The sequence below is a fragment of the Cellulomonas sp. P4_H4 genome, from assembly GCF_056400865.1.
The window spans coordinates 997,360-1,021,004 of record NZ_JBFUKL010000001.1 but is presented as its reverse complement, the minus strand read 5'-3'; the positions used below and the strand labels follow the sequence as shown (position 1 = coordinate 1,021,004).

The 23,645-nt window shown below is 72.1% G+C and carries 22 protein-coding genes; 12 read left to right on the top strand and 10 right to left on the bottom strand.

The window, feature by feature from the left end:
• Window positions 1-16 precede the first annotated feature (16 nt).
• The gene (locus tag AC1DPN_RS04915) at window positions 17-346 is read right to left on the bottom strand and encodes a WhiB family transcriptional regulator (protein ID WP_477083578.1); all 330 of its coding nucleotides are present in this window, start codon (window positions 344-346) and stop codon (window positions 17-19) included.
• A gap of 181 nt (window positions 347-527) precedes the next feature.
• On the opposite strand from AC1DPN_RS04915, the gene AC1DPN_RS04910 reads away from it, so the two are divergent.
• Window positions 528-1,265 (top strand): TIGR03089 family protein, encoded by a 738-nt coding sequence (locus tag AC1DPN_RS04910; protein ID WP_477083577.1) that lies wholly within the window; start codon window positions 528-530, stop codon window positions 1,263-1,265.
• Between the two features lie 8 nt (window positions 1,266-1,273).
• On the opposite strand, the gene AC1DPN_RS04905 is transcribed toward AC1DPN_RS04910, so the two are convergent.
• Window positions 1,274-2,371, bottom strand: coding sequence for a glycosyltransferase family 4 protein (locus tag AC1DPN_RS04905; protein WP_477083576.1), 1,098 nt, complete (start codon window positions 2,369-2,371; stop codon window positions 1,274-1,276).
• Window positions 2,372-2,443: 72 nt separating this feature from the next.
• Here AC1DPN_RS04905 and AC1DPN_RS04900 point away from each other — a divergent pair, with 72 nt between their 5' ends.
• Window positions 2,444-3,457 carry a lysylphosphatidylglycerol synthase transmembrane domain-containing protein gene (locus AC1DPN_RS04900; protein ID WP_477083575.1) on the top strand — a complete coding sequence of 338 codons (1,014 nt, stop codon included), beginning with the start codon at window positions 2,444-2,446 and terminating at the stop codon, window positions 3,455-3,457.
• A 39-nt stretch (window positions 3,458-3,496) separates the two neighbouring features.
• Window positions 3,497-5,587, top strand: a complete 2,091-nt coding sequence (locus tag AC1DPN_RS04895; protein WP_477083574.1) for a hypothetical protein — start codon at window positions 3,497-3,499, stop codon at window positions 5,585-5,587.
• On the opposite strand, the gene AC1DPN_RS04890 is transcribed toward AC1DPN_RS04895, so the two are convergent.
• From AC1DPN_RS04890 to AC1DPN_RS04880, 3 genes are all read right to left on the bottom strand, one after another.
• Window positions 5,525-6,556, bottom strand: coding sequence for a glycosyltransferase family 2 protein (locus tag AC1DPN_RS04890; protein WP_477083573.1), 1,032 nt, complete (start codon window positions 6,554-6,556; stop codon window positions 5,525-5,527). The genes AC1DPN_RS04895 and AC1DPN_RS04890 overlap by 63 nt on opposite strands.
• A gap of 97 nt (window positions 6,557-6,653) precedes the next feature.
• Complete coding sequence (locus AC1DPN_RS04885) at window positions 6,654-7,625, bottom strand: GDP-mannose 4,6-dehydratase (RefSeq protein WP_477083572.1); 972 nt, start codon at window positions 7,623-7,625, stop codon at window positions 6,654-6,656.
• Between the two features lie 4 nt (window positions 7,626-7,629).
• Entirely contained in the window at window positions 7,630-8,616 is a 987-nt protein-coding gene (locus AC1DPN_RS04880) for a GDP-mannose 4,6-dehydratase (RefSeq protein WP_477083571.1), read from the bottom strand.
• A 107-nt stretch (window positions 8,617-8,723) separates the two neighbouring features.
• On the opposite strand from AC1DPN_RS04880, the gene rfbA reads away from it, so the two are divergent.
• The 7 genes from rfbA (at window position 8,724) to AC1DPN_RS04845 (ending at window position 17,188) form a co-directional block, all read left to right on the top strand.
• Window positions 8,724-9,593, top strand: coding sequence for a glucose-1-phosphate thymidylyltransferase RfbA (gene rfbA, locus AC1DPN_RS04875; RefSeq protein WP_477083570.1), 870 nt, complete (start codon window positions 8,724-8,726; stop codon window positions 9,591-9,593).
• The gene (locus AC1DPN_RS04870; protein WP_477083569.1) at window positions 9,590-10,804 is read left to right on the top strand and encodes an acyltransferase family protein; all 1,215 of its coding nucleotides are present in this window, start codon (window positions 9,590-9,592) and stop codon (window positions 10,802-10,804) included. The genes rfbA and AC1DPN_RS04870 overlap by 4 nt, the downstream gene beginning before the upstream one ends.
• Window positions 10,805-10,878: 74 nt before the next feature.
• Complete coding sequence (locus AC1DPN_RS04865) at window positions 10,879-11,520, top strand: class I SAM-dependent methyltransferase (RefSeq protein ID WP_477083568.1); 642 nt, start codon at window positions 10,879-10,881, stop codon at window positions 11,518-11,520.
• Window positions 11,521-11,607: 87 nt separating this feature from the next.
• A complete protein-coding gene (locus tag AC1DPN_RS04860) occupies window positions 11,608-14,112 on the top strand; it encodes a peptidoglycan recognition protein family protein (protein ID WP_477083567.1) in 2,505 nt (834 codons plus the stop codon).
• 71 nt (window positions 14,113-14,183) lie between these two features.
• Entirely contained in the window at window positions 14,184-14,798 is a 615-nt protein-coding gene (locus tag AC1DPN_RS04855) for a dTDP-4-dehydrorhamnose 3,5-epimerase family protein (protein WP_477083566.1), read from the top strand.
• Window positions 14,799-14,818: 20 nt separating this feature from the next.
• Window positions 14,819-15,739, top strand: coding sequence for a glycosyltransferase family 2 protein (locus AC1DPN_RS04850; protein ID WP_477083565.1), 921 nt, complete (start codon window positions 14,819-14,821; stop codon window positions 15,737-15,739).
• Between the two features lie 57 nt (window positions 15,740-15,796).
• A complete protein-coding gene (locus AC1DPN_RS04845; protein WP_477083564.1) occupies window positions 15,797-17,188 on the top strand; it encodes an ArnT family glycosyltransferase in 1,392 nt (463 codons plus the stop codon).
• 24 nt (window positions 17,189-17,212) lie between these two features.
• Here the strand turns inward: AC1DPN_RS04845 and AC1DPN_RS04840 are convergent, their stop codons facing one another.
• The 3 genes from AC1DPN_RS04840 to AC1DPN_RS04830 are packed head-to-tail and all read right to left on the bottom strand — an operon-like array spanning window position 17,213 to window position 20,110.
• A complete protein-coding gene (locus tag AC1DPN_RS04840; RefSeq protein ID WP_477083563.1) occupies window positions 17,213-19,039 on the bottom strand; it encodes a DUF6077 domain-containing protein in 1,827 nt (608 codons plus the stop codon).
• The gene (locus tag AC1DPN_RS04835) at window positions 19,036-19,434 is read right to left on the bottom strand and encodes a DUF2304 family protein (RefSeq protein ID WP_477083562.1); all 399 of its coding nucleotides are present in this window, start codon (window positions 19,432-19,434) and stop codon (window positions 19,036-19,038) included. Before AC1DPN_RS04835 ends, AC1DPN_RS04840 begins: the two co-directional genes overlap by 4 nt.
• A gap of 4 nt (window positions 19,435-19,438) precedes the next feature.
• Window positions 19,439-20,110 carry a glycosyltransferase family 2 protein gene (locus AC1DPN_RS04830; RefSeq protein WP_477083561.1) on the bottom strand — a complete coding sequence of 224 codons (672 nt, stop codon included), beginning with the start codon at window positions 20,108-20,110 and terminating at the stop codon, window positions 19,439-19,441.
• Window positions 20,111-20,223: 113 nt separating this feature from the next.
• On the opposite strand from AC1DPN_RS04830, the gene AC1DPN_RS04825 reads away from it, so the two are divergent.
• Window positions 20,224-21,246 (top strand): hypothetical protein, encoded by a 1,023-nt coding sequence (locus tag AC1DPN_RS04825; protein WP_477083560.1) that lies wholly within the window; start codon window positions 20,224-20,226, stop codon window positions 21,244-21,246.
• Here the strand turns inward: AC1DPN_RS04825 and AC1DPN_RS04820 are convergent.
• The gene (locus AC1DPN_RS04820) at window positions 21,233-22,003 is read right to left on the bottom strand and encodes a GNAT family N-acetyltransferase (protein ID WP_477083559.1); all 771 of its coding nucleotides are present in this window, start codon (window positions 22,001-22,003) and stop codon (window positions 21,233-21,235) included. The genes AC1DPN_RS04825 and AC1DPN_RS04820 overlap by 14 nt on opposite strands.
• 1 nt (window position 22,004) lies before the next feature.
• Window positions 22,005-23,153, bottom strand: a complete 1,149-nt coding sequence (rffA, locus tag AC1DPN_RS04815) for a dTDP-4-amino-4,6-dideoxygalactose transaminase (protein WP_477083558.1) — start codon at window positions 23,151-23,153, stop codon at window positions 22,005-22,007.
• 40 nt (window positions 23,154-23,193) lie between these two features.
• On the opposite strand from rffA, the gene AC1DPN_RS04810 reads away from it, so the two are divergent.
• Window positions 23,194-23,634, top strand: a complete 441-nt coding sequence (locus AC1DPN_RS04810; protein ID WP_477083557.1) for a GtrA family protein — start codon at window positions 23,194-23,196, stop codon at window positions 23,632-23,634.
• The last annotated feature ends 11 nt before the right edge of the window (window positions 23,635-23,645 follow it).

The window sequence follows — 23,645 nt, the reverse complement described above, 5'->3', positions numbered from 1 at the left end:
CGACGACCTGTGAAGGTCAGACGACACGCCGCTTGAGCTTGCGCCGCTCCCGCTCGGACAGGCCGCCCCAGATGCCGAAGCGCTCGTCGTTCTGGAGTGCGTAGTCGAGGCACTCCGAGCGGACGTCGCAACCGGTGCAGACCTTCTTGGCCTCGCGGGTGGAGCCGCCCTTCTCAGGGAAGAACGCCTCCGGGTCGGTCTGAGCGCACAGTGCGCGCTCCTGCCAGCCCATGGGGCCCTCGTCCTCGAGGGCACCGAAGATCGGCAGCACGTTCGAAGCCTGCGTCTGTGCAGCCTTGCGTGCGTCCGACGGGAAGATCTCGTCGTTGTCGAGCAGATTCCACATGCGTGCCTCCGTGCGGTGTTCTGAGTGCTGCTGTTGGCGAACTGCTTGTGGATGAATCCGTTCCAAGGAATTACACGCGTGTCGTTCGCGTTGGTCAAGCGGGGAAGTGGTAATTGCCCGGTTCTGTCGGGTGAACTTCGGCGAATCTGGGCTCCCGGGCGTGTCGCCATAGGCTGACGACGTGCCTCCGACGACCATCGCCGACCTGCTCGCCCTCCTCACCCGCGAGCCCGGACGGCCGCGGATCACCTGGTACGCCGCGGACGGCGACCGGGTAGAGCTCTCCGGAGCGGTGCTGGACAACTGGGTGTCGAAGTCCACGAACCTGCTCGTCGAGGAGCTCGACGTCGCACCCGGTACGCGGGTCCTCCTCGACCTGCCGACGCACTGGCGGACCCTCGTCTGGGAGCTCGCCGTGTGGCGCGCCGGCGGGTGCGTGGTCCTGCCCGACGTCGCCGACGCGGACGTCGTCATCACGGACGAGCCCGACCGCTACACCGGCGCGAGCGCCCAGCTCGTCGTCGTCAGCCTCCCTGCGCTCGCCCGCCGGTTCGCCGGTGCGCTGCCCAGCCGCGCTCTGGATGCCGCCGCGTCCGTGATGACCTACGGCGACGTCATCGGCTGGGCACCGACCCCGTCGGGTGACGACCCGGCGATCGACCCGGGCCCGACGCACGGCGGGCTCGTCGCATGGGCGCTCGCGTCCCGGCCGGACGGCGACGGCTCGGCCCGCGTCCTGCTGGGTGCCGGGGGCGGTCGGACGTCCCTCGAGGACGCCGCGACGCTCCTCGGCATCCTCGCGCGCAATGGTTCCGTCGTGCTCGTCGACGAGGCCCTGGCGGGCACCCTGGGCGCCGACCCCGGCCGCGCGGAACGCCTCGTGGCCACCGAGCGCATCTCGGTCTCGCTGCTGCCGTAGCCGGCGGGTCAGGCTCCGTGCGGTCCCGTCGTCGCACCCTGCGCCATCGCGCGGACGATCCCGCGGAGCTCGGCGCCCATCCGGTCGCGGTCGAACTGGTCGCGGCAGGCGGCGGCGTAGGCCGCAGCGACCGACGCCATCGCCCCGCCGTCGACCAGCTCGGTGAGGCAACGGACCCAGGCGTCGGCGTCCTGCGTCGGGACGCGACGGCCCGTGACGCCGTCGACGACCGCGTCGCGCAGGCCCTCGAGGTCGGCGGCGACCACCAGCGCCCCGCGCATGCCCGCCTCCACCGCGACGAGGCCGAAGCCCTCCATGTCGCCGTCGACCGGGATGTTGGGCAGGGCGAAGATGTCGCAGCCGCGCATCACCAGCTCGCGGGTCGCGTCGTCGACCTGGCCGAGCACGCGGACGCGGTCGGGGTCCTCGAGAGCCGACCGGGCCGCGAGCACGTGCTCGCGGTCCTCCCCGTCCCCCGCGACGACGTAGACGCAGTGCTGGGGCAGCCGCGGCAGGACCTCGGCCACGAACCACGCCACACCCTTGCGTCGGACCAGGCGACCCAGAGTGGCGATCACGACACTGTCCGGCTCGACACCGAGCCGCTCACGGAGCTCGGTCCGCGAGACCTCCGGGTCGGTCGAGACGTCCGGGACCTCGACACCCAGCCGGACGACCTGGACACGGTCCGGTGCGACGCCGGCCTCCACGGCCGTGACCGCGGTCGCCTCGCTGATCGCGAGGACGCGCAGCGCGTCGGGCAGCCACCGTCGGACGAGCCACTGGTAGGGGCGCGAGCGCCACACGACGTCCTTGCCCATCGCCATCGTGGCGAGCCGCAGGCGGCCCACCCGCGTGAAGGGCCGCAGCGCCAGGTACATGAGCACGTCCCCGGCGAGCACGAGGTCGACCTCCCTGCGACGCGACGCACGGACCGTCGACCAGGTGGCGCGCAGCAGGAACACGGGCAGCGACCGGTTCGAGCCGCCGTGCGCCACGAGCTGCGCGTCCGCGCCGTCCAGCGCACGCCAGACGTCGGCGGCGAGCGTCTCCATCCCCCCGACCGAGGGTGGGAACTTCCTCGTCACGAAGAGGACCTTGTGCATGGAGCGGACAGTACTGTGGCCCGGCCGGTGGGCCCGGCGGGCGGCCACCGCGCGCACCCCTACGATCGACGGGTGCAGCCGACCGCGGACCAGCCCGACAGCGGGCAGGCGTCCTCTCGGCGTCGATGGGCACCCTGGGTCAAGGGCGCGGCCGCACTCCTCGTCCTCGTCTTCGTCGCCACCTTCGTGGCCGGACAGTGGTCCGAGATCGTCGACGCGGTCCGCCGGCTCGACGCGGCCAGCATCGGCGGCGCGCTCGCGTTCGTCCTCGCCGGGCTCGTCGCGGCCTCGCTCTCCTGGCGAGCCGTGCTCAGCGGGATGGGGTCGCGCCTCCCGGTGAGCGCCGCGGCGCGCGTGTACTTCCTGGGCCAGCTGGGCAAGTACGTGCCCGGGAGCATCTGGCCCGTCCTCGCCCAGGCCGAGCTGTCCAAGGAGTACGGGGTCCCGCGCGCCCGGGCGGCCTCGGCGGCGCTCACCCAGCTCGTCGTCGGTCTGGTCGTCGGCATCGCCGTCGCGGGAGTGACGCTCTCGATCGCCTCGGCCGACGCGGTCCGCTCGTACTGGTGGCTGTCCTTCGTCGCCGTCGCCGGCGTCGTGATGCTGGTCCCCCAGGTGTTCAACCGGCTCATGTCGCTCGCGTACCGGGTCCTGCGCCGGCCGGCGGGTGACGCGATCACCGGCAGGACCCTCGTGCGGTCGGCGGGCTGGGCCCTCGTGATGTGGGCCGCGTTCGGCGCCCACCTGTGGTGCCTCGCCGCTGGGTCCGGGGTGTCGTCGCCCAGCCTGGGGCTGCTCACCACCGGGGCGTATGCGCTGGCCTGGGTCGTCGGGTTCGTGATCGTCTTCCTGCCGGCGGGCGCGGGGGCGCGTGAGGCTGCTCTGGTGCTGGCCCTCGCCCCCGTGATGGACCGGTCGGCCGCGCTCGCGCTCGCTCTCGTCAGCCGTGCGCTGATGATCGCCGGCGACTTCCTGTGCGCGGGCCTCGCCGTCCTCGCGGAGAAGCGGCACGTAGCGGCGCAGGCGCGGCGAGCAGGTGCGGCGCCCGATGCGACCGATGAGGACGCGCCGCCCAGGTCGCGCGGATAAGGTCTCGCTACCGACGCCGACGAGAGACGAGAGCGCCACGTGAACTCCCTGCGCACGAGCACGGCCGAGCCTGAGCTGCTCGACCGTGCCACCACGCCGGTAGCCACACCCGGCCGCTGGGCGCGCTCCGTGGTGGGCCTCCCCGACCGGATCGTGATGCTCACGTTCTGGTGCGCGCTGGTCGTCGCCGTGACGGTGCTCTGCTCGCAGTTCCGCCCGATCGTCGTGCTCCCGCTGCTCGTGGTGGTCCTCGTCCTCACCTGGCGGTTCACCCCGGCGGCGCTGCCCGTCACCCGGGCGCACGTCGTCTCGTCGTCGGCGGCGCTCGTCGCGGCAGGCGCGTGGCTCCTGGTGAACCTCCCGTTCGCGTCGTCGTTCATCACGGTGTGGCGCGACCCGGGGTTCCTCACCCTCGAGGGCCTCTGGCTCTCCGGCCACCCCTCCTCCGACATCCCGGTGGGCGCCGCCGAGACGGTCCAGCACGCCGTCCCGGGTCTCACCGCGGCCACCGGCGCCTACGACCTGGTCGGCGGGTCGCTCCAGGTGCAGGGCGCCAAGCTGCTGCCCGGGATGCTCGGCCTCGCGGGCTGGGTCGGCGGAGAGCAGGCGGTGCTCCGCGCCAACCTGCTGATCGGCGCGGTGGGGCTGCTGGCCGTCTTCGCGCTGGGACGCCGCATGGTCCGCCCGGCGTTCGCGCTGGTCCCGGTCGTGGCGCTGGCCCTCTCGATGCCGATGGTGGTCTTCTCCCGGGCCGCGTACACCGAGCCGCTCGCGCTCGTGCTCCTGATCGGCGGCCTCACCATGGCGTGGTCGGCCATCGAGACCCGCGTCTCGTGGCGGTACCTGGTCGCCGGAGGCATGGTCGGCGCGACGGCGCTCGTCCGCATCGACGGCGCGGCCTCGGTGGTCGGTCTCGTCCTGGGCGTCGGGCTGACCGCGGCCGCGGCCGTCGCACCGAAGACCCGCCGGCGGCAGCTCGTCGCTCTGGGGCTCGTCACCGGTGCCGCGCTCACGATGGTCCTGCTCGGCTATCTCGACCTGCGGCTGTACAGCGAGGACTACCTCACCGACCACTACCGACAGTTCACGTCGCTCATCGGCGTCCTCGCCCTGGCCGTGGTCGGGGTCGTCGTGCTCGGCCTCCTCCACCAGCTGGACCCGGCGCGGCGCTGGGTCCTCGCGCGACGCCGTGGGCTCGCCGCCGCGGCGGCCTCGCTGGTCGGCGTCGTCGCGCTCTTCCTGGCGAGCCGGCCGCTCTGGATGGTCAACCACAACGTCCCCGCGAACACCGGGTACTCGATGCACGTCGCGGCGCTGCAGCGCGGGGCCGGGGTGCCGGTCGACCCCACCCGCAGCTACGACGAGTACTCGCTGTCGTGGCACGCCTGGTACTACGGCTGGCCGATGGTCGTCCTCGCGGTCGTCGGTCTGGCGATCATGGTCCATCGAGTGGTGGCGCGTCGCGATCCTCGCCTCGCGCTCGTGTTCGGTGTCGTCGTCGCCCCGTCCCTGCTGTACCTCTACGCCGTGAACATCACGCCCGACCAGATCTGGGCGATGCGACGGTTCCTGCCGGTGACCATCCCCGGGCTGCTCGTGGCGGCCGCGTACACGCTGGACGGGCTCTGGACCCGCAGGACGCGGTTCATGCGGGTGCTCGCGGTGGTCGGCGCCGCCTGCGTCGTCGTCGTGCCGCCGTTGACCTGGGGCCCCGCGGTCAGCGCGATCGAGCAGGACGGACGGCTCGGCGAGGCGCACGAAGCCTGTGCCGCGATCGGCGACGACCCGGTGCTGTACATGCACGTCGGCGAGGGCGCGCCTCCGTACCTGGCGACGCTGCGGACGATGTGCGACGTCGAGGTGGTCCAGGCGGTCCAGCCCATGACGAGGGCCGACCTGGTGGCGATCCGCGAGGCGTGGGGTGGTCGCGACGTGAAGGTCGTCGCGTTCACCCCCGACACCTTGCCCTGGGGCGCGGGCGGCGCGCCCGAGCCGCTGCGGACCTCGATGATCACCTCGTGGCGCGAGAACCTGAACCGGCTCCCGTGGAGCGCCTCCGAGAACCCGTCAACGCTGTGGGTGGCCACCATCGAGCCCGACGGCTCGCTCACCCCGGTCGACGCCGGCTGAGGCCGGCGGCTCGACGGGACCGTCGACCCTCCCGTACTGGAGCTCCTTCATGCGCTCGAGCTGGTCCTCGAGCAGCACGCGGTTGACGCGCTGGAGGTCCGAGAGCACGCCGAGCGACAGCGACAGGAGCGCGGCGACCGCCATGATCGACCCGAAGATGAGCGACTGGATGTGGCCGCCCGGGTCGTCGGTCGTGGCCCAGAGCACCGCGAACCGCAGGAACGGGACCAGGGCGAGCACGCCGAACACGACCGTCAGGGTCGCGAAGACCACGTACGGCTTGTACATCAGGTAGCTGCGCACGATGGCCGCGGCCGACTTCGCCATGTGGTGGTGCATCGACCTGAAGAGGCGGGACTCCCGGGTCACGGCGTTGGTCACCACGGGGACGCTCTCGATCCGGAGCCGCTTGTGGCCCGCCTGGATGATCGTCTCCATCGTGTAGCTGAAGTCCGTGACGATGTTCAGCCGCAGGAGCGACGCGCGCGAGTAGGCGCGGAACCCGCTCGCCGCGTCGGGCAGGTCCGTGTCCGCGGCCCCGTTGACCACGCGGCTGCCGATGCGCTGCATGAGCTTCTTGAACGGGGAGAAGTGCGCGATCGTCGAGGTCTGCCGGTCGGCGATGACGATGTCGGCGCGGCCCTCGACGATCGGGCGCACGAGGTCGGGGATGCGCGCCTGCGGGTACTGGTTGTCGCCGTCCGTGTTGACGACGATGTCCGCTCCGTGCGCCAGCGCGTAGTCGACGCCGTCGCGGAACGAGCGGGCCAGTCCGATGTTGCGCGTGTGGCGCACGACGTGCGTGACCCCGTGTGCGCGGGCGACCTCGACCGTGCGGTCGGTGGAGCCGTCGTCGACGACCAGGATCTCGATCTCGTCGATGCCCTCGACGACGCTGGGCATCGACTCCAGAACAGCGGGAAGGGTGGTCTCCTCGTTGAGGCACGGAACCTGGATGAAGAGCTTCATGACCGTCCTGTCGCCACGTCGCCTGCAGGATCGGCGTGGCCGCCGCGAGGCTGCCTGGATGCTACCGGGGCGGGATGCACGTTCGGTGCCGTGGCCCTCACGCGCTGCGCAGGAGCGCGAGGTCGTGGTCGACCATCCGGCCGACCAACTCGTCGAACCCGACCGTCGGCCGCCAGCCGAGCTCTGCCGCGGCCTTGCGAGCGTCCCCGACCATCTGCGCCGCGTCGACCGGACGGACGAACCGGGGGTCCACGCGCACGTGACGCTGCCAGTCGTCGATGCCCGCCCGGGCGAACGCGGCCGCGGCGAACTCGGCGACCGAGTGCGCCTGCCCCGTCGCCACGACGAAGTCGGTCGCGGACTCGTGCCGAGCCGTCCGGACCATCGCGTCGACGTAGTCCTCGGCCCAGCCCCAGTCACGCCGGGCGTCGAGGTTGCCCAGCTCGAGGTCGCCCTCCCCCGCCACGGCGATCCGCGCCGCCGCCGCCGTGATCTTGCGCGTGACGAACGACGTCGGCCGCAACGGAGACTCGTGGTTGTAGAGCACGCACGTCGAGACCCCGAGGCCGCGGCTCCGGTAGACCACCGCCATCTGGTGCGCGTACGCCTTGGCCGCCCCGTACGGCGACACGGGCCGGATCGCGGTGTCCTCGTCCTGCGGGGAGCGCGTCGGCACCCCGAAGATCTCCGACGACGACGCCTGGACCACCCGCACGGTCCGGCCGGTCGCCTCCTGCACCCGCCACGCCGCCTCGAAGAGCCCGACCGCGCCGACTCCCGTGACCTCGCCGGTGAGCACGGGGTGCTCCCAGGAGTACGCCACCGACGAGATGCCGGCGAGGTTGTAGACCTCGTCGGGCACCACCTCGGCGAGGATGCGGGCCAGCGCGGCACCGTCCCGCAGGTCCGCGACGTGCAGCCGGGCCGACGACGACCGGTGGTCGACCCACTGCGCGACGTCGTCCTCGGAGCGGGCCAGGCCGTGCACCTCGACGCCTTCCGCGACGAGCCGGCGTGCCAGGAGCGTGCCGTCCTGCCCGGTGATCCCGGTGAGGAACGCCGTCGGCATCGCGCTACTTCCCGGCGAGCAGTCGCTGCTCCTCGAGATCGTGCTCGACCATCATCGCCACCAGACCGAGGAAGTCGACCTCGGGCTTCCAGCCCAGCACCGTGCTCGCCTTCGTCGGGTCGCCCACGAGCTGGTCGATCTCGGCCGGACGCATGAACGCCGGGTCCTGCCGGACGTAGCGCGACCAGCCGTCGATCCCGGCGGCGTCGAACGCCGCGTCGAGGAACTCGCGGATCGAGTGGGTCTCGCCGGTCGCCACGACGTAGTCGTCGGCCGTCGGCTGCTGCAGCATGCGCCACATCGCGTCGACGTAGTCGCCCGCGAAGCCCCAGTCGCGCTTCGCGTCGAGGTTCCCGAGCACGAGCTCGTCCTGCAGCCCCAGGGCGATGCGCGCGACGGCGATCGAGATCTTGCGCGTGACGAACTCCGGCCCGCGGCGCGGCGACTCGTGGTTGAACAGGATTCCCGACGACGCGTGCATGCCGTACGACTCGCGGTAGTTGATCGTCATGTAGTGGCCGAACACCTTGGCGACGCCGTACGGCGAACGGGGCCACAGCAGCGTCGACTCGCGCTGGGGCACGTCCTGCGCCTTGCCGAACATCTCGGACGAGGACGCCTGGTAGAAGCGGACCCGGGAGGGGTCGTCTCCGCAGAACAGCCGGACCGCCTCGAGGATGTTCAGGACCCCCATGCCCGTGACCTCGGAGGTCACCCGGGCGTTCTCCCACGAGTACGCGACGAACGAGATAGCCCCGAGGTTGTAGACCTCGTCGGGCTGCGCGATCTCGAGCGCGCGCAGGAGGGATGAGAGGTCACCGAGGTCGCCCGTCAGGAGCCGCACCTCGGGCACGGTCTCCTCGACGAGAGCACGCTTGGGGTTGCTCTGCCCACGGATGAGGCCGAAGACGTCGTACCCCTTGGCCAGCAGGTGCTCGGCGAGGTACAGGCCGTCCTGACCGGTGATCCCGGTGATGAGAGCGCTCGGCATGGCGCCAACCCTAGCGTCGGGCGACGAGGCATCTCGTCCGGTGCTTCGGCCGTCGGGAACCGGCTCCGGGTTCGGTCAGGAGTGCCAGTACGGCAGAATGACCGCCCATGCGCGGAATCATCCTTGCCGGCGGCTCCGGTACACGGCTGCACCCCATCACCCTCGGCGTCAGCAAGCAGCTGGTCCCGGTGTACGACAAGCCGATGATCTACTACCCGCTGTCCACGTTGATCCTCGCGGGGATCCGGGACGTGCTGGTCATCACGACGCCGCACGACGCCGACCAGTTCGTCCGGCTCCTGGGTGACGGCTCGCAGTTCGGCATCAACATCACGTACACGGTGCAGGCCGAGCCCAACGGGCTGGCGCAGGCGTTCGTCCTGGGCAAGGACTTCATCGGCACGGAGCCCGCCGCCCTCGTCCTGGGCGACAACATCTTCTACGGCCCTGGCCTCGGCACGACGCTCCAGCGTTTCGACGACATCGACGGCGGCGCGGTGTTCGCATACCGCGTGGCCGACCCGACGGCCTACGGCGTCGTGGAGTTCGACGACGAGGGGCGCGCCCTCTCGCTCGAGGAGAAGCCGGCCAACCCTCGCAGCAGCTTCGCGGTCCCCGGGCTGTACTTCTACGACAACGACGTCGTGGCGATCGCCCGTGACCTCAAGCCCTCGGCGCGCGGCGAGTACGAGATCACCGACGTCAACCGGGTCTACCTCGAGCAGGGTCGCCTGCAGGTCGAGGTCCTTCCCCGCGGCACGGCGTGGCTCGACACGGGAACCTTCGACTCCCTCCTCGAGGCCTCCGACTACGTGCGCACCATCGAGCACCGGCAGGGCCTGAAGATCGGGTCGCCCGAGGAGGTGGCCTGGCGTCGAGGGTTCCTGACCGACGACCAGCTCGCCGAGCGCGCGCGCGCCCTCGTGAAGTCCGGCTACGGCACCTACCTGCTCGGACTGATCGACCAGGGGCGTTGAGCGCCGCCAGTCCGCTCGAGCTCCTGCCGGTTCGGCCGGCACGCTCGCGGGGGAACGCCTGGTGGCGTCGGGGAGCCTCCGAGCTCGACCCGCGACGCAACGCCCTGAACCTGCTGCGGCTGCTGCTCGCGGCGACGGTCCTCGTGAACCACTGCTGGACCCTCTCGGGCCACGGCGAGGGTCCGATGGTCAACGGGCTGAACCTGGGGCGCTGGGCCGTCTTCGGGTTCTTCGCGATCAGCGGCTACCTCATCACCGGGAGCCGGCTGACCAAGCCGCTGAGCGTGTTCCTGATCCACCGGATCGCCCGGATCTTCCCGGCGTTCCTGGTCTGCCTGGTCGTGGTCGCGTTCGGCTTTGCCCCGCTCGCGTTCTACCACCAGCACGGCACGCTCGCCGGCTTCATGACGACGCCGACGACGCCGACCAACTACGTGCTCACGAACGCGGCGCTCCGGATCGCCACCTGGGGAGTCGCCGGCACCCCGGAGCAGGTCCCGTATCCGGGGGCGTGGAACGGCTCGCTCTGGACGCTGTACTACGAGTTCGTCTGCTACATGATCATCGCCGTCCTCTGCTGCCTCGGCTTCGTCCGACGCCGGCCGGTCTGGCTCGCCCTCGCCTTCGCCCTCTCGGCAGCCTTCAGCTACGGCATCGACTCGACGACGGTGTACTGGCAGGGGAACCCCGACCTCCCCCTGCTCGCCCCGCTCCTGCCGTTCTTCCTCGGCGGCGCGCTGGTCTACGCCATCCGCGACCGGGTGCCGTTCACGTGGCCGCTCGCTCTGGCCGGCGTCGCGGTGTCGGCCGTGCTCGTCGACCGCCTCGGCTGGGGTGGGCAGCAGCTCGCGGCTCCCCTGCTCGCGTACGCGCTGCTGTGGCTCGGAGCGGTGCTGCCGTCCCCTGAGCTCGTTCGTCGGCACGACATCTCCTACGGCGTGTACATCTACGCGTTCCCGGTCCAGCAGCTCCTCGCGACCTACGCCTGGTACCGCTGGGGCTTCGCGGTCTATGTCGCCCTCACCGTCGTCGGTGCCGGTGCCCTCGCCGTGGCGAGCTGGTTGCTCGTGGAGCGCCCGGTCATGCGACGGGCTCGCGCCATCACGGTCGTCCACCTCCCCCGAGGCTCCTCGGCCATCGGTCCGCCCGAGGCCTCGGACCCACCCGACGCCCTGCCTGCGGTGCTCGAGTCGGAGACCGCTCGGAGCTGACCTGGGCACGGTCGCACCGTGCACCCTAGGCTCGACGTGCGCGCACGGACATCTGCGACAGGACGGTGGACCTTTTGGCACTCGACCCGCACACGTCAGGACCGGACGCAACGACTCCGCCGACCGCGGGTCCGGGGTATGCCGAGCGGCTGAGCACGCTCAGCGAAGCCCCGTGGAAGCGGATGCTGCACGTGCAGGCTCCCTACAGCGCCCACCTGCGTCGGCTCGGGCTCGGTCGAACGGTCGACGTCGGGTGCGGGATCGGACGCCACCTGCCCTCCCTGCCGGAGGGGTCGGTCGGGGTCGACCACAACAAGTGGTCGATCGAGGTGGCACGCGACGCCGGTCTGGACGCCTACACGGACGAGGAGTTCTTCGCGGACGAGAGCCTCAGCGCCCCGGAGAGCTACGACGGGCTGCTCGCCTCGCACCTCGTGGAGCACCTCCAGCCCGACGAGGTGCTGGGGGTGCTGGAACCGTACGTCCGCACCCTGCGTCCCGGCGGTCGCGTCGCCTTCATCACGCCGCAGGAGCGGGGGTACGCGAGCGACGCCACGCACGTGAGGTTCAGCGACCTCGAGGTGCTCGAGGAGCTCGCCGGTGAGCTCGGCCTCGGTGTCCGGCGCGGCTACTCGTTCCCGTTCCCGAGAGCCGTCGGCAAGGTGTTCACCTACAACGAGTTCGTGCTGCTGGCACAGAAGCCCTGGGCGCCCTGACGGCGGCGGGGTCCACGACCGACGGAGTGTCGCGTCGACCGTGACGATGGTCCGATGGTCTGATCGAACGGTCGAAAGGGGCGACACGTGCTCTCCACGCTCACCGCACTGGTTCTCGCGATCACGTCGGCCGGGCTGCTGCCCGCCCTCCAGCCCGAGACCCCCGCACCACCGACGAAGCCCGTCGTCGCAGCCGTGGACCCCGCGAAGGGCAGCACCGTCCAGCTGCCCCTGAGCGGTATCGACCCCTCCGCGATCGCGGATCTCCCCTCGGTCGCACCCCAGGCGGAGGACGCTCCGACATCGCGGCGCGCCGCGGCTGAGCCCACCGCTCCGGACGTTCTTACCGCACCTCTGGACACCGCCGACTACTCGGTCCTGGGCCTGACCTGGGACCACCCCGACGCCGCGGCCGACGACGCCGTCATCCGGTACCGGGTCCGGCAGGCCGGTTCGTGGAGCGAGTGGGAGGCCACGACCGCCTCCGACATCGCGCCCGACCCGGACACGGACGAGGCGCGCAGCTCGGGTACGCGCAGCGCGTCCGACGCGATCGTCGCTCTGCACGCCGACGGGCTCCAGGTCTGGGCCGAGTCCGACAGCGGCAGCGTCTCCGGCCTCCAGGCCGTGCTCATCGACCCAGGCACGCGCACCACGGACGCGGACCCTTCGGCGGTCCAGACCAGCAGCAGCTCGGGCGAGGCGACCGTCCGCACTGCGGCACTCGTGACGGCCACCGGGCCGGCGTCGCCGACGATCATCTCGCGGGCCGGGTGGGGCGCGGACGAGTCCAAGCGCAACTGCCAGCCCGACCTCTCCGCGGGGGTCGTCGCGGCCGCCGTGCACCACACCGCGTCGACCACGAACTACACGGTGGCCGACGTCCCGGCGCTCATCCGCGGCTTCTACGAGTACCACACGCGCTCTGAGGCGGCAGGCGGCCGAGGCTGGTGCGACATCGGCTACAACTTCCTCGTCGACCAGTTCGGCCGGGTCTTCGAGGGGCGCGCGGGCGGCACCAACGTCGACGTCGTGGGGGTGCACACCGGCGGGTTCAACTCCCGGACCTTCGGGGTCGCGGCGATCGGCACCTACACCTCGGTCGCGCCCAAGCCCGCCATGACCGAGTCGATCAGCCGCCTCATCGCCTGGAAGTTCGCGATGCACCGGATCTCCGGCTCCGCCAACGTCACGATGGTCTCGGGCGGCGGCGCGTCCAAGTACCCGGCCGGCACGTCCGTCGTGTTCCACACGATCTTCGGTCACCGCGACGCCCAGCAGACGTCCTGCCCGGGGCAGCGGCTCTACGACCAGCTCGGCAACATCCGTGCACGCGTGTCGGCGCTGGCCGATGCGGCCGTGAAGGCGACGCCGATGGGCTCGTGGGACGGGCACTCGACCACCGCGACCACGCTCAGTGTCGGAGGTTGGGCGATCGACCCCGACACGTCGGCGTCGCTGACGGTCCGCGTCGCGGTCGACGGCGTCGACCACTCCGTCGTGGCCGACATCGACCGGCCCGACGTCGAGCGCGCGATCCCGGGCTACGGGTCCCGGCACGGGTACTCGCTGAAGATCAGCGCCTCGTCCGGCCGGCACGCGGTGTGCGTGCGCGTGACCAACGTGGGCGCAGGCGCCGACCGCCTGCTCGGCTGTCGCTGGATGACCGTGCAGAACGCGCTGCCGACCGGGCAGCTCGACTCGGTCAGGCTGGGCGTCGGCACGGCGACGGTCTCCGGCTGGGCTCTCGACCCGGACACCAAGAACCCGATCGCCGTACACGTGTACGTCGACTCTCGGGGCACCCAGGCGACCGCGAACCGCGAGCGCCCGGACCTGGCGCGCTACTACTCGACGACCAACCACGGCTACCAGGTCACCGTGCCGTTCCCGGCCGGCAAGCACCGCCTGTGCGTGTACGCCATCAACGTCCCCGCCGGGAACAACCCCGCGCTGTCGTGCCGCTACCTGACGATGCCCGACAGGGCGCCTGTGGGCCAGGTCGACAGCGTGAAGCTCGGCGTCGGCACGGCGACGGTCTCCGGCTGGGCGCTCGACCCCGACACCACGAACCCGATCGCCGTGCACGTGTACGTCGACTCCGGGGGCACCCAGGCGACCGCGAACCGCGAGCGCCCGGACCTGGCCCGCTACTACTCGACGACCAACCACGGCTACCAGGTCAAGGTGCAGGTGCCCGCCGGGAGGCACCGCATCTGCGTCTACGCGATCGACGTGCCGGCCGGGAACAACCCCCTGCTCTCGTGCCGCGACGTGACCATGCCCGACAAGCCACCGGTCGGTCAGCTCGACTCGGTGTCCGTCAAGGGCACCGTCGCGACCGTCTCGGGGTGGGCGGTGGACCCCGACACCAAGAACCCGATCGCCGTGCACGTCTACGTCGACTCCCGGGGCTGGGCCGGTCGCGCCGACCTCGAGCGCCCCGACCTCGCGCCGTACTTCTCGACGACGAACCACGGCTACCGGATCTCCGTCTACCTCCCGGCGGGCACGCACCGGCTGTGCGTCTACGCGATCGACGTCCCCGTCGGCAACAACCCGGCCCTCGGCTGCCGGACCCTGACCCGCTGACGCCGCCGGTAGGCTGACGCGTCGTCGTCACGCGGGCAGCAGCAGCCCGCACAGCTGAGAAGAGGAACGTCGTGGAGTACCGCGAGCTCGCCGTGAGCGGCGCCTGGGAGATCACGCCGCGGCAGTTCGGGGACCCCCGCGGGGTGTTCCTCGAGTGGTTCAAGGCCGAGATGTTCGAGGACGTCGTCGGTCACCACCTGGACCTCCAGCAGGCGAACGCGTCGGTCTCGGCGGCCGGTGTCGTGCGCGGCATCCACTTCGCCGACGTCCCGCCCGGGCAGGCGAAGTACGTGACGTGCGTGAAGGGTGCGGTGCTCGACGTCGTCGTCGACATCCGGACCGGCTCGCCCACGTTCGGGCAGTGGGACTCGGTGCTCCTGGACGACGTGGACCGTCGCGGCATCTACCTCGGCGAGGGGCTCGGCCACGCGTTCATGTCGCTCGAGGACGGCTCCACGGTCGTCTACCTCTGCTCGACGGGCTACGCCCCGGGCCGAGAGCACGGCATCCACCCGCTCGACCCCACCGTCGCCGTCGACTGGCCGACCACCGCTCGTGACGGCTCCCCGCTCACCGCGCAGCTGTCGGACAAGGACCTCGTGGCGCCCACGCTCGAGGAGGCCCGCGCCCAGGGCCTGCTCCCGTCCTTCGCCGACGTGCAGGCCTTCGTCGCCACCCTCGCCTGACCGTGGCGCCCGAGGTGCCCGTGCACGTCGTCGCCGTCGTCGTGACGTACCGGCCCGAGGTGTCGGCGACCGCCACCCTGCTCGCCGCGCTGCGGCCCCAGGTCGGGGCGACTGTCGTGGTGGACAACGGGAGCGACGCGGACCAGGTGGCCGCACTGCGCGCCCTGCCCGCCGGTGCGCAGGACTCCTTCGTCGCCCTGGAGACGAACCTGGGGATCGCGGCCGCCCAGAACATCGGGATCGCCTGGGCGCGCGAGCACGGAGCCACGCACGTGCTGCTGTCCGACCAGGATTCCCTCCCGGCACCGGACATGGTGGACCGGCTCGTCGTGGCTCTGCAGGCTGGACCGCTGCCCGGTTCGCTGCGCCCGCTCGGGGCGACCGGCCCGGTGATCGTCGACGAACGCAACCCGGACGCACCGCTCGTCTTCTCCGACCACCGCTGGGGACCGCGTCGCGCGACCGTCCCGCGGCAGGACGGCGCACGCGTGGAGGCGACCTTCCTGCTCGCCTCGGGCTGCCTGGTCGACGTCGCGGCGCTCGACGCCGTCGGCGACATGAACGAGGCGTGGTTCATCGACCACATCGATCTCGAGTGGGGGCTGCGGGCCCGTCGTGCGGGCTACGACCTCGCCGCCGTGGTGGGTGCCCGGCTCGACCACTCGCTGGGCGACCGCACGCAGCGCATACCGGGGCGTGAGCGCGACGTCCACCTGCACTCCCCCGTGCGCAACTACTACATGGTCCGCAACACGATCCTGCTGGTGCGCTCGGGCCTCCTGTCTGCGGCCTGGGCCTGGGGCTATCTCTTCTGGATCACCAAGTACGCCGTGTTCTACGTGCTCGCCGTCCGTCCACGCCGGACCCGTGCCCGGCTCATGGCGCGCGGGGCCGTCGACGGCGTCCGGCGACGCACGGGCGTGCTGCGCACCCCCCGGTAGGCTGGCGCCCGTCCATCAGCCCGGACGACCTCGTCGTCCACCACCTCCGAGGACCGCGTGAGCTCGACGTCCGACCTGGCCCCCGCCATCGCCCCCGAACGCCGGATCTCCGGAATGCTCCGCACGTGGCTCCCACCGCTCCTGCTCGTCCTCGTCGCGTTCCTGAACGTGGGCATGCACGTGCACGCATACACGCAGGTGGGCCCGATCGACGAGCTCCAGCACATCGACTACCTGTACAAGAGCCCTGGCATCATCGCGCCCGGCGACACCATCGGCGACGGCGCGATGGAGCAGGAGGCGTGCCGCGGGCTGGACTTCGACGGCTTCACCCCGCCGCCGTGCGTCGAGGGCGGGGACTACGACCCGCTCGACTTCCAGGAGAAGGGGTACAGCACGGCGGCCGCCAACACTCCGCTGTACTACTCGATCACCCACCTCTTCGCCCTCCCGGTCATGGCGCTCACCTCGGCCGACGACCTCGTCACGGCGGGCCGGCTGGTCGGCGCCCTCTGGCTCGCGGCCGGGCTGCTCGTGGCCTACGCGGCCGGTCGCCGGCTCGGCGCGCACCGGTGGGCGCTGACGGGCGTGCTCGCCACGGTGGCGTGCATGCCGGCGGTCGTCTACCCGAGCTCGATCATCACGCCCGACGCGGCGACCTGCGTGGTCGGCGCCGGCGTCCTCCTGGCGGCCCTGTGGTGGGAGGAGCGGCCCGAGCGACGGTGGCCCGTCCTGGCGGTGGTGACCACCGTGGCCCTGGCGATCAAGATGACGAACGTCGTGATCGTCGTCGCGCTGGCCCTGTACATGCTCATCCGGCTGGTCGTGCTCTGGTCCCGCGCCCGGCAGGCCGATCCCCCGGCGGACACCTTCGCGCCGGATGCGAGCTCGTCGGTCACCATGCGCTCGTGGTTGGTCGGCGGCGCGACGCTCGCGATCACCAGCGTCGTCGTCGGCGGTGCGTGGCTCGTCGTGCAGGGCGCCCTCCAGCACGGCGACCCCTCCGACGTGCCCATGAACACACGGTTCGCGGTGGCGGTCCTCCCACTCACCGGGGTGTTCACGGCCGTCGGGAAGTGGCTCACGCCGCTCTCGAGCCCATGGGCCGGGGTAGGCCGCCAGGACATGAGCGACATGCTGCAGCGCATCGGCCAGCTCGTGCTCGGCGCGGGGCTGATCGGCGCCGCGGTGCTCGGGCTCCGTGCGCTGCGCGAGAGGGCGCTGGCCTGGGCCGTGGTGGTCGCGGGACTGACCGGCGCGACGATGTTCGTCCTGCTGACGTTCTACTCGCAGGGCAACTACATCCCGCCGCCCGCGCGGTACGGGTACACGCTGGCGCCCGCGATGGCCGTGCTCACGGCGGTCGGCCTGCGGACCCGGCCCGCCGTCCTCGCCGGGGGTGTCCTGGCCTGCAGCTTCGTCGTCATGTCGGTGCTGCGGCTCGCCTGATCCGTCAGGGCGGCGGGGCACGGCTCAGCCGAGTGGCTGCCTGTCCCGGCACGTCCACGGGCCGACCGCGTAGCGGGTGGTGAAGCCGGCGTCGTCGAAGAGCTCCTGGGTGAACGCGTCGTCCCAGGCGACGCACGCCACCTCGACGTCGAGCGCATCGAGCGCCGCCGCGGCCGGTGCCAGGTTCTCCGGTGTGCGTGCCTCGACCCCGTCGGCGATCGACTGCAACAGCGCGCGGTCCTCGGACTGGCCGTCGGGCAGCTGCGCGAGCGACGTGACGTAGTCCATCCGGGTGCCCACCGGGCGCAGCTCCGACGTGAGCACACCCGCCATCATCGCGACCCAGTTGGCCGCCAGGTACCGGCCCTGCGGATCCTGCGCGACGATCCAGCGGGCCGCGGCGAGGTCCGCCTGGTCGCGCACCTTCCACGTGCCCGGGCGCCCGATGCTGGCGCTGTTGGACGCCGCCCACAGGGGCTGCCCCACGCTCAGGATCGCGACGAGCGCGAGAGCGACGGCCGGCAGGACGGGCAGTCCCCAGCGCCGGGCGGGCAGGCTCGCGACGAGCCCGATGACCGCCGGGACCGGGATGACCCAGGCGAGCCGGTACGCGATCGCGTCCCCACCCGTGAGCGTGGTCAGGATCGGGTAGAGCGGCGGGACCGTGCAGAGCAGGCCGGCACCGAGCGCGAGCGCCAGGCCGGTCTGCGCGCCGTGGTCGATCGCCCCGAACCAGCGTGGCCAGAAGACGCCGAGCGCGACGACGAGGGCCGCACCGACCAGCAGGGCCGCGATCGCCCCGCTCCCGCCGAGGACGGTCACCCACAACCAGCTGGTCGCCCGTCCCCCCTCGTTGCGGGCGCCGACCGACGACAGGACCGTCATGACGCCGGCGACCACGGGACCCACGCTCGCGGCACCCACCACGACGACGGCTTCCCACCAGCGGCGCTGCACCAGCAGCCAGAGGCTCGTGGCGCCGGCGATCAGCGGGACGAGGAACACCGCCGTCGACGAGCAGCCGATCCCGGCGAGCCCGATCATCCCCGCGAGCGCCCCGATCCGCGCGAGCTCCGACCTGCTCGCCGGGGTGGTCCGCGGTCGCGCGACGGTGGCGACCGCCGCGTACAGGTAGGGCACCAGGATGGCCAGCAGCACGACCTTGCCCTGCCAGATCCGGGCGAGGTGCAGGTTGCCCCAGGTCGCGTGCGCGTAGCCGCCGAGCACGAGGAACACGGCCGTGAGCAGCAGGGACGCGGTGGGGCGTCGGGCCTGCCACGCACGGAACAGCACGCCGAGCGCCCAGACCGCGGCGAACGTCGCGAGCGGGACGAAGAACCGGTAGACCACGTCACCCGTCGCCAGGCCCGTCGCGCGCGCGACCACGCCGAAGAGCGCCTCGATCGAGCTGACGTTGGGCACGGCGCCGAAGGTGGCCGGCCAGCCCGGCTGGCTGAACACGAAGTCCCCGCTCGGCAGCGCCCCGTGGTCCGCCACCCACGTGGAGCGGGCGACGAACGACGCGTCGTCACCGTCGGGGCGGCTGATCACGGACGAGAGCGCGGCGAGCGCCAGGGCGACCGCCACGACGGCCCACGTCTGCGCGGCACGCGCGGGCGGCAGCCAGGCGGTCCACGACGCGCGGACCCGCCAGACGATCACGCCGGCGACGGCGACGACCCAGAGCACGAGAGCGATCGTCAGGTCGAGGCCCGCGAGCGCGAACCAGTACAACAGCGTCCACACGGCCAGGGCGGCGACCGAGACGTCGAGGCAGCCGTCGAGGACGCGGCCCACCCGGTGGTGCTGGGCGGCGGTGCTCGGCTCGGCGACGGCGAGCGACGCCGTCACGCCTCCCGCCCGGCGGGGTCGGGCTCGGGCGCAGCGACGCGCTCGGTGACCTCGGTGGGCGGGTGCAGCTCCGGGGCGACCTCGTCGAGCGCGAGGCGTCGGGCCAGCATCGTGATCTGGCTCTCGAGGTCCCGGAACCGGCGGTACGTGGTGACCATGTAGGCGAGGAACACGACGATCAAGCCGTAGAGCAGCAGGTCCGTTCCGCGCCCGACGCCGACCACCGCGGCCGCGCTGTTCCACGCGTCCGGGAAGAGGATCGAGGCCACCGCGAGCAGTCCGAACCCGAACACCGCGATCCGCCGTAGCGCAAGGTGCCGGGCGCCGGCCGGGGCGCGCAGGCTCAGCACGATCACCACGGCGATCGCGACGAGGAGCAGGATCTTGATCAGCACGCCGCTACCGGTACATCTGCTCGGCGACGATGTTCACCGCGTTGATCACGGACTGGCCCTTCGAGCGCGAGTAGTCGGTGTAGACGATGTGCACGGGGTGCTCCACCCAGCGCAGGTCCGAGCGGCCGATCTGCTCGATGATCTCCGACGCGTGCGCCATCCGGTTCTGCCGGATCGAGAGGGTGGCCAGCGCCTTGGCGTTCAACGCTCGCAGCCCGTTGTGCGTGTCCGTCAGCCGCACCCCGGTGGTCAGGTTCGAGTACTGGACCGCGACCTTGAGCACCACGCGCTTGAGCCCGCCCGTGCGCGTCCGGGAGTCGAGGAAGCGTGAGCCCAGCACCACGTCCGCCTCGTCGTGGCGTAGGCGCTCGACCATCGCGGCGGCATCCTCGGTGCGGTGCTGGCCGTCCGAGTCGAAGGTCACGACGTACTCGGCGCCCAGCCGTCGTGCGGCCTCGAACCCCGTCTGCAGCGCCGCGCCCTGGCCCAGGTTCAGGGGGTGCTGCACCACGAGCGCGCCGGCCCGTCGGGCGATCACCGCCGAGTCGTCGGAGCTGCCGTCGTCGACCACCACGATCCGCGGGAACACGGACAGCGCGTCCGAGATGACGTCGCCTACGACGGTCCCCTCGTTGAAGAGCGGGACCACCAGGCAGGTGTCGGTGTTGTCCGCCACCGGGAAGCAGCTCCTGAGGTCGGCCGGATGATGCCCCAGGATAACGGTCGGCCGGTCACCGCGAGGTACGCCACGGACGCGTCCCACCGACAGGCTCCCGTAGGCTCCGGCCCGTGGAGTCGCAGAATCACTACTACGGGCACAGCGGCGCCTTCGCCCGGTTCGTCGGACTGCCTCGCCCGCGGCACGTGCGCGGCCTGGTCCAGCACGGCTGGACGAGCGTGTCGCCGGTGGACACCCATTTCCGGGACTTCCCGACCGTCGGCGCTCCGGGCGGTCGCAACGACCGGCGCCTGCTCGTCTGGAGCCACGCCTCCCGTTCCTGGTCGCCCGGACCGTCGCACGCGACCGTCGCGATCGGCGCCCCGTGGCTCTACCTGTCCGCGACCCAGTCCGGGGCGGCACCGGGCGGCGGCGGCACCGTCATCATGCCCGTGCACGGCATCCCGACCCAGCGGCTCTCGGGTGACCACCGCTCGGCTGCGCGGGACTGGGCGGACGCCGAGGGGCCGGCCACGGTCTGCCTCTACCACGTGGAGGCCGAGGACCCCGAGGTGGTCGCCGCGTACCGCGAGGCGGGCCACCGCACCGTGACCCTGGGGACCCGTACCGACGGCGCGTTCCTCGGACGACTCTTCCGGCTTCTCTCGTCAGCCGACCGTGTGGTGTCGAACCGCCTCTCGACCCCCGTGCTCTACGCGGCCGGGCTGGGCGTCGACGCCGCCGTGACGGGCGACCCGATGCGGCTGGCAGGCGAGGCGGCGGACAGCCAGGAGCGCCTGCGAGCGACGTGGCCGGAGTTCTACGACACCGGCGTGAGCGTGGACGCCCGCCGCTCGGTGGCCGACACCGAGCTGGGGGCGGAGTTCGTGCGCTCACCCCTCGAGCTGTCCGGGCTGCTGGGCTGGGACCGCCGTCTGCGGACGGGTCCGTGGACCGACCACTGGCTCCGCTCCCCGGCGTCGCGCGCCTGGACGAACGCTCGCCGACGCAGCGCACCGACGAGTGCCGCACCCGCGGACGCGGCGACCTCGATGTCCGCGTCGGCCTGGCTGCGCGGCGCGATGTCCTACCTGCCACGACCGCTGGCTGCGGTCGAGGACCCTGCCCGGTGGACGCCGATCAGCGCGGGATGAGCAGCGCGCGATCGACCAGGTGCACGGTGTCGATCGCCGCGAACGGACGCAGGCCGTACCGGACCCAGGTCCGCTGCACGCGCACGTTGTGGACCTGCGTCGAGATGATCAGGCGACCGACACCGGCCGCCGCGGCACGCCCCTCGCACGCCGCCAGCAGCACGTCGTAGAGCCGCCTGCCCTGCACGGCCGGCACGAGCCCCGCGAGCAGGATCTCGACGGCGTCGTCGCCGGTCTCCATCGTGGCCACGCCCACAGGTGCGCCGTCCTCGACGAGCACGACCACGTCGGCAGGATCGGCGGCGAGCGACGACAGCGCCCACTCCTCGTAGCCCGCGAGCGCGGCCGCGTCGTCGAGCAGCGGGTCGACCGTGTAGTGGTTGCCGTAGCCGGCGAACGAGGACCGGACCACGTCACGCACCGCGGCCTCGACGGCAGACGCGGCGAGCTCGGTGGCGCTGACCACGCGCACGTCGGCCGGCACCGACGCGACCGGCTTCTCCCAGTAGGTCAGGGCCCCGGCGGCGAGGCACGCGCGCCGGCCGCGAGCGAGCAGGCCCGGAACCTCCGACCGGGACGCGTCGTACCGTGCCACGACCACGTCGGCCTCGATCTCATCGATCGTCCGCAGCAGCGCGGCCGCGTCCAGCTCGCCGGGCCCGATGGTCAACCGCGACAAGGACAGGCCGAAGCGCTCGCTCTCGCGCGGGCTGTGCCGGACAGCCACACCGGGCGCGAGGAGCGCATCCCAGGACACCTCAGACCGTCGCCGGCTGGAACTCGGACACGGCGGAGACGACCTGGTCGACGTCGGTCGGGCTCATGCCCGCCCACAGCGGCAGGCGCACGATGCGGGAGGCGAACTCGTCGGTCGCCGGGCACGGCGCGGGGGTGACCCCGAAGCGCCGGCCGGCCTCGCTCGAGTGCAACGGGATGTAGTGGAACGTGGCACCGACACCGCGCTCGCGCAGGTGCGCCAGCATCTCGGTGCGCGCGGCCGCCGTGGGCACGAGCGCGTAGAACACGTGCGCCGGGTGGTCGGCCGCGGGCGGGGGCGCCATGAGCACGCTGCCCGTCGCGACCGCCCACGGTGCCAGCTCACGCGAGTAGGTGTCCCAGATCGCGTGGCGCTCCGCCTGGATGACGTCGAACGCGTCCAGCTGGGCCGACAGGACCGCGACCGTGATCTCGCTGGGCAGATAGCTGGACCCGCGGTCCACCCACGTGTACTTGTCCACCTCGCCGCGCAGGAACTTCGAGCGGTCGGTGCCCTTCTCGCGCAGGATCTCGGCCCGGGCCCGCAGCCGCTCGTCGTTGATCAGCAGCGCGCCGCCCTCGCCGCACTGGACGTTCTTCGTCGCGTGGAAGCTCTGCGCCGCCATGATGCCGAACGTCCCGCAGCTCCGGCCGCCCCAGCGCGCACCGAGGCCGTGCGCGTTGTCCTCGACCACCGCGATGCCCGCGGCGTCGGCGAGCGCGAGCACGCGGTCCATGTCGGGAGCCACGCCCCCGTACGCGACGACGTAGACGGCCCGGGTGCGCGGAGTGATCGCGGCCGCGAACGCGTCGACGTCGAGCGACCCCGTGGACATGTCGACGTCCACGAACACCGGGGTCGCACCCGTCATCACGACGGAGGCCGCCGTCGTCGAGAACGTGAAGCTCGGGACGATGACCTCGTCACCGGGCTCGAGCTCGAGCAGCCAGCTGGCGAGCTCGAGCGCGTGCGTGCCCGACCCGGTCAGCAGGGCGTACGGGCTGCCGGTGATGGTCTGCAGCTGAGCCGCCGCCCGATCGGTGAACGGACCGTCGCCGTGCGTGTGCCCCGAGGCGAGGACCGCGTCGACGTAGGCGAGCTCCTCAGGGGCTCGGTACGGCTTCGAGAAGGGCACCCACGGTGTCGACACGCGGACCAGGGTACGACCCCGGCCCTCCTACACTCGTCCCGTGCCCGCCGTCCCGACGTCCCCGCCCGCCGGTGGGCCTACCGAACCCGGGCTGGTCCGACGGACGCTCGAGCGCGAGGAGGTCCGCTACCTCGTCGTCGCCGGCTGCACGACGCTCCTCTACCTCGCCATGCTGGCCGGGCTGCTCGCGACCGGCCTGCAGTACATGGTCGCGATCCTCGTCGCGCAGGCCCTCATCATCAGCATCGCGTTCCCCACGTACCGTCGGCTGATCTTCCGGTCGAACGGCGACTGGCGTCCGGACCTGCCGCGCTTCGTCGGCGTCTGGGCGGGAGGGTTCGTCGCCGGCGTCGTCGCCACCCCCGCGCTGGTCGAGCTGGTCGGGCTGGATCCTCTGCTCGCCCAGGTGATCGCCGTGGCCGCGGTGGCCGTGCTGAGCTACCTCGGGCACAAGTTCTTCAGCTTCGGCCCCAGGCACTGACCGGCGTCGAT

Bases quoted from the DNA above. Each gene is read 5' to 3' on its own strand.
- AC1DPN_RS04915 (WP_477083578.1), bottom strand. From the start codon at position 346: ATGTGGAATCTGCTCGACAACGACGAGATCTTCCCGTCGGACGCACGC.
- AC1DPN_RS04905 (WP_477083576.1), bottom strand. From the start codon at position 2,371: ATGCACAAGGTCCTCTTCGTGACGAGGAAGTTCCCACCCTCGGTCGGG.
- AC1DPN_RS04890 (WP_477083573.1), bottom strand. From the start codon at position 6,556: ATGAAGCTCTTCATCCAGGTTCCGTGCCTCAACGAGGAGACCACCCTT.
- AC1DPN_RS04885 (WP_477083572.1), bottom strand. From the start codon at position 7,625: ATGCCGACGGCGTTCCTCACCGGGATCACCGGGCAGGACGGCACGCTC.
- AC1DPN_RS04880 (WP_477083571.1), bottom strand. From the start codon at position 8,616: ATGCCGAGCGCTCTCATCACCGGGATCACCGGTCAGGACGGCCTGTAC.
- rfbA (WP_477083570.1), top strand. From the start codon at position 8,724: ATGCGCGGAATCATCCTTGCCGGCGGCTCCGGTACACGGCTGCACCCC.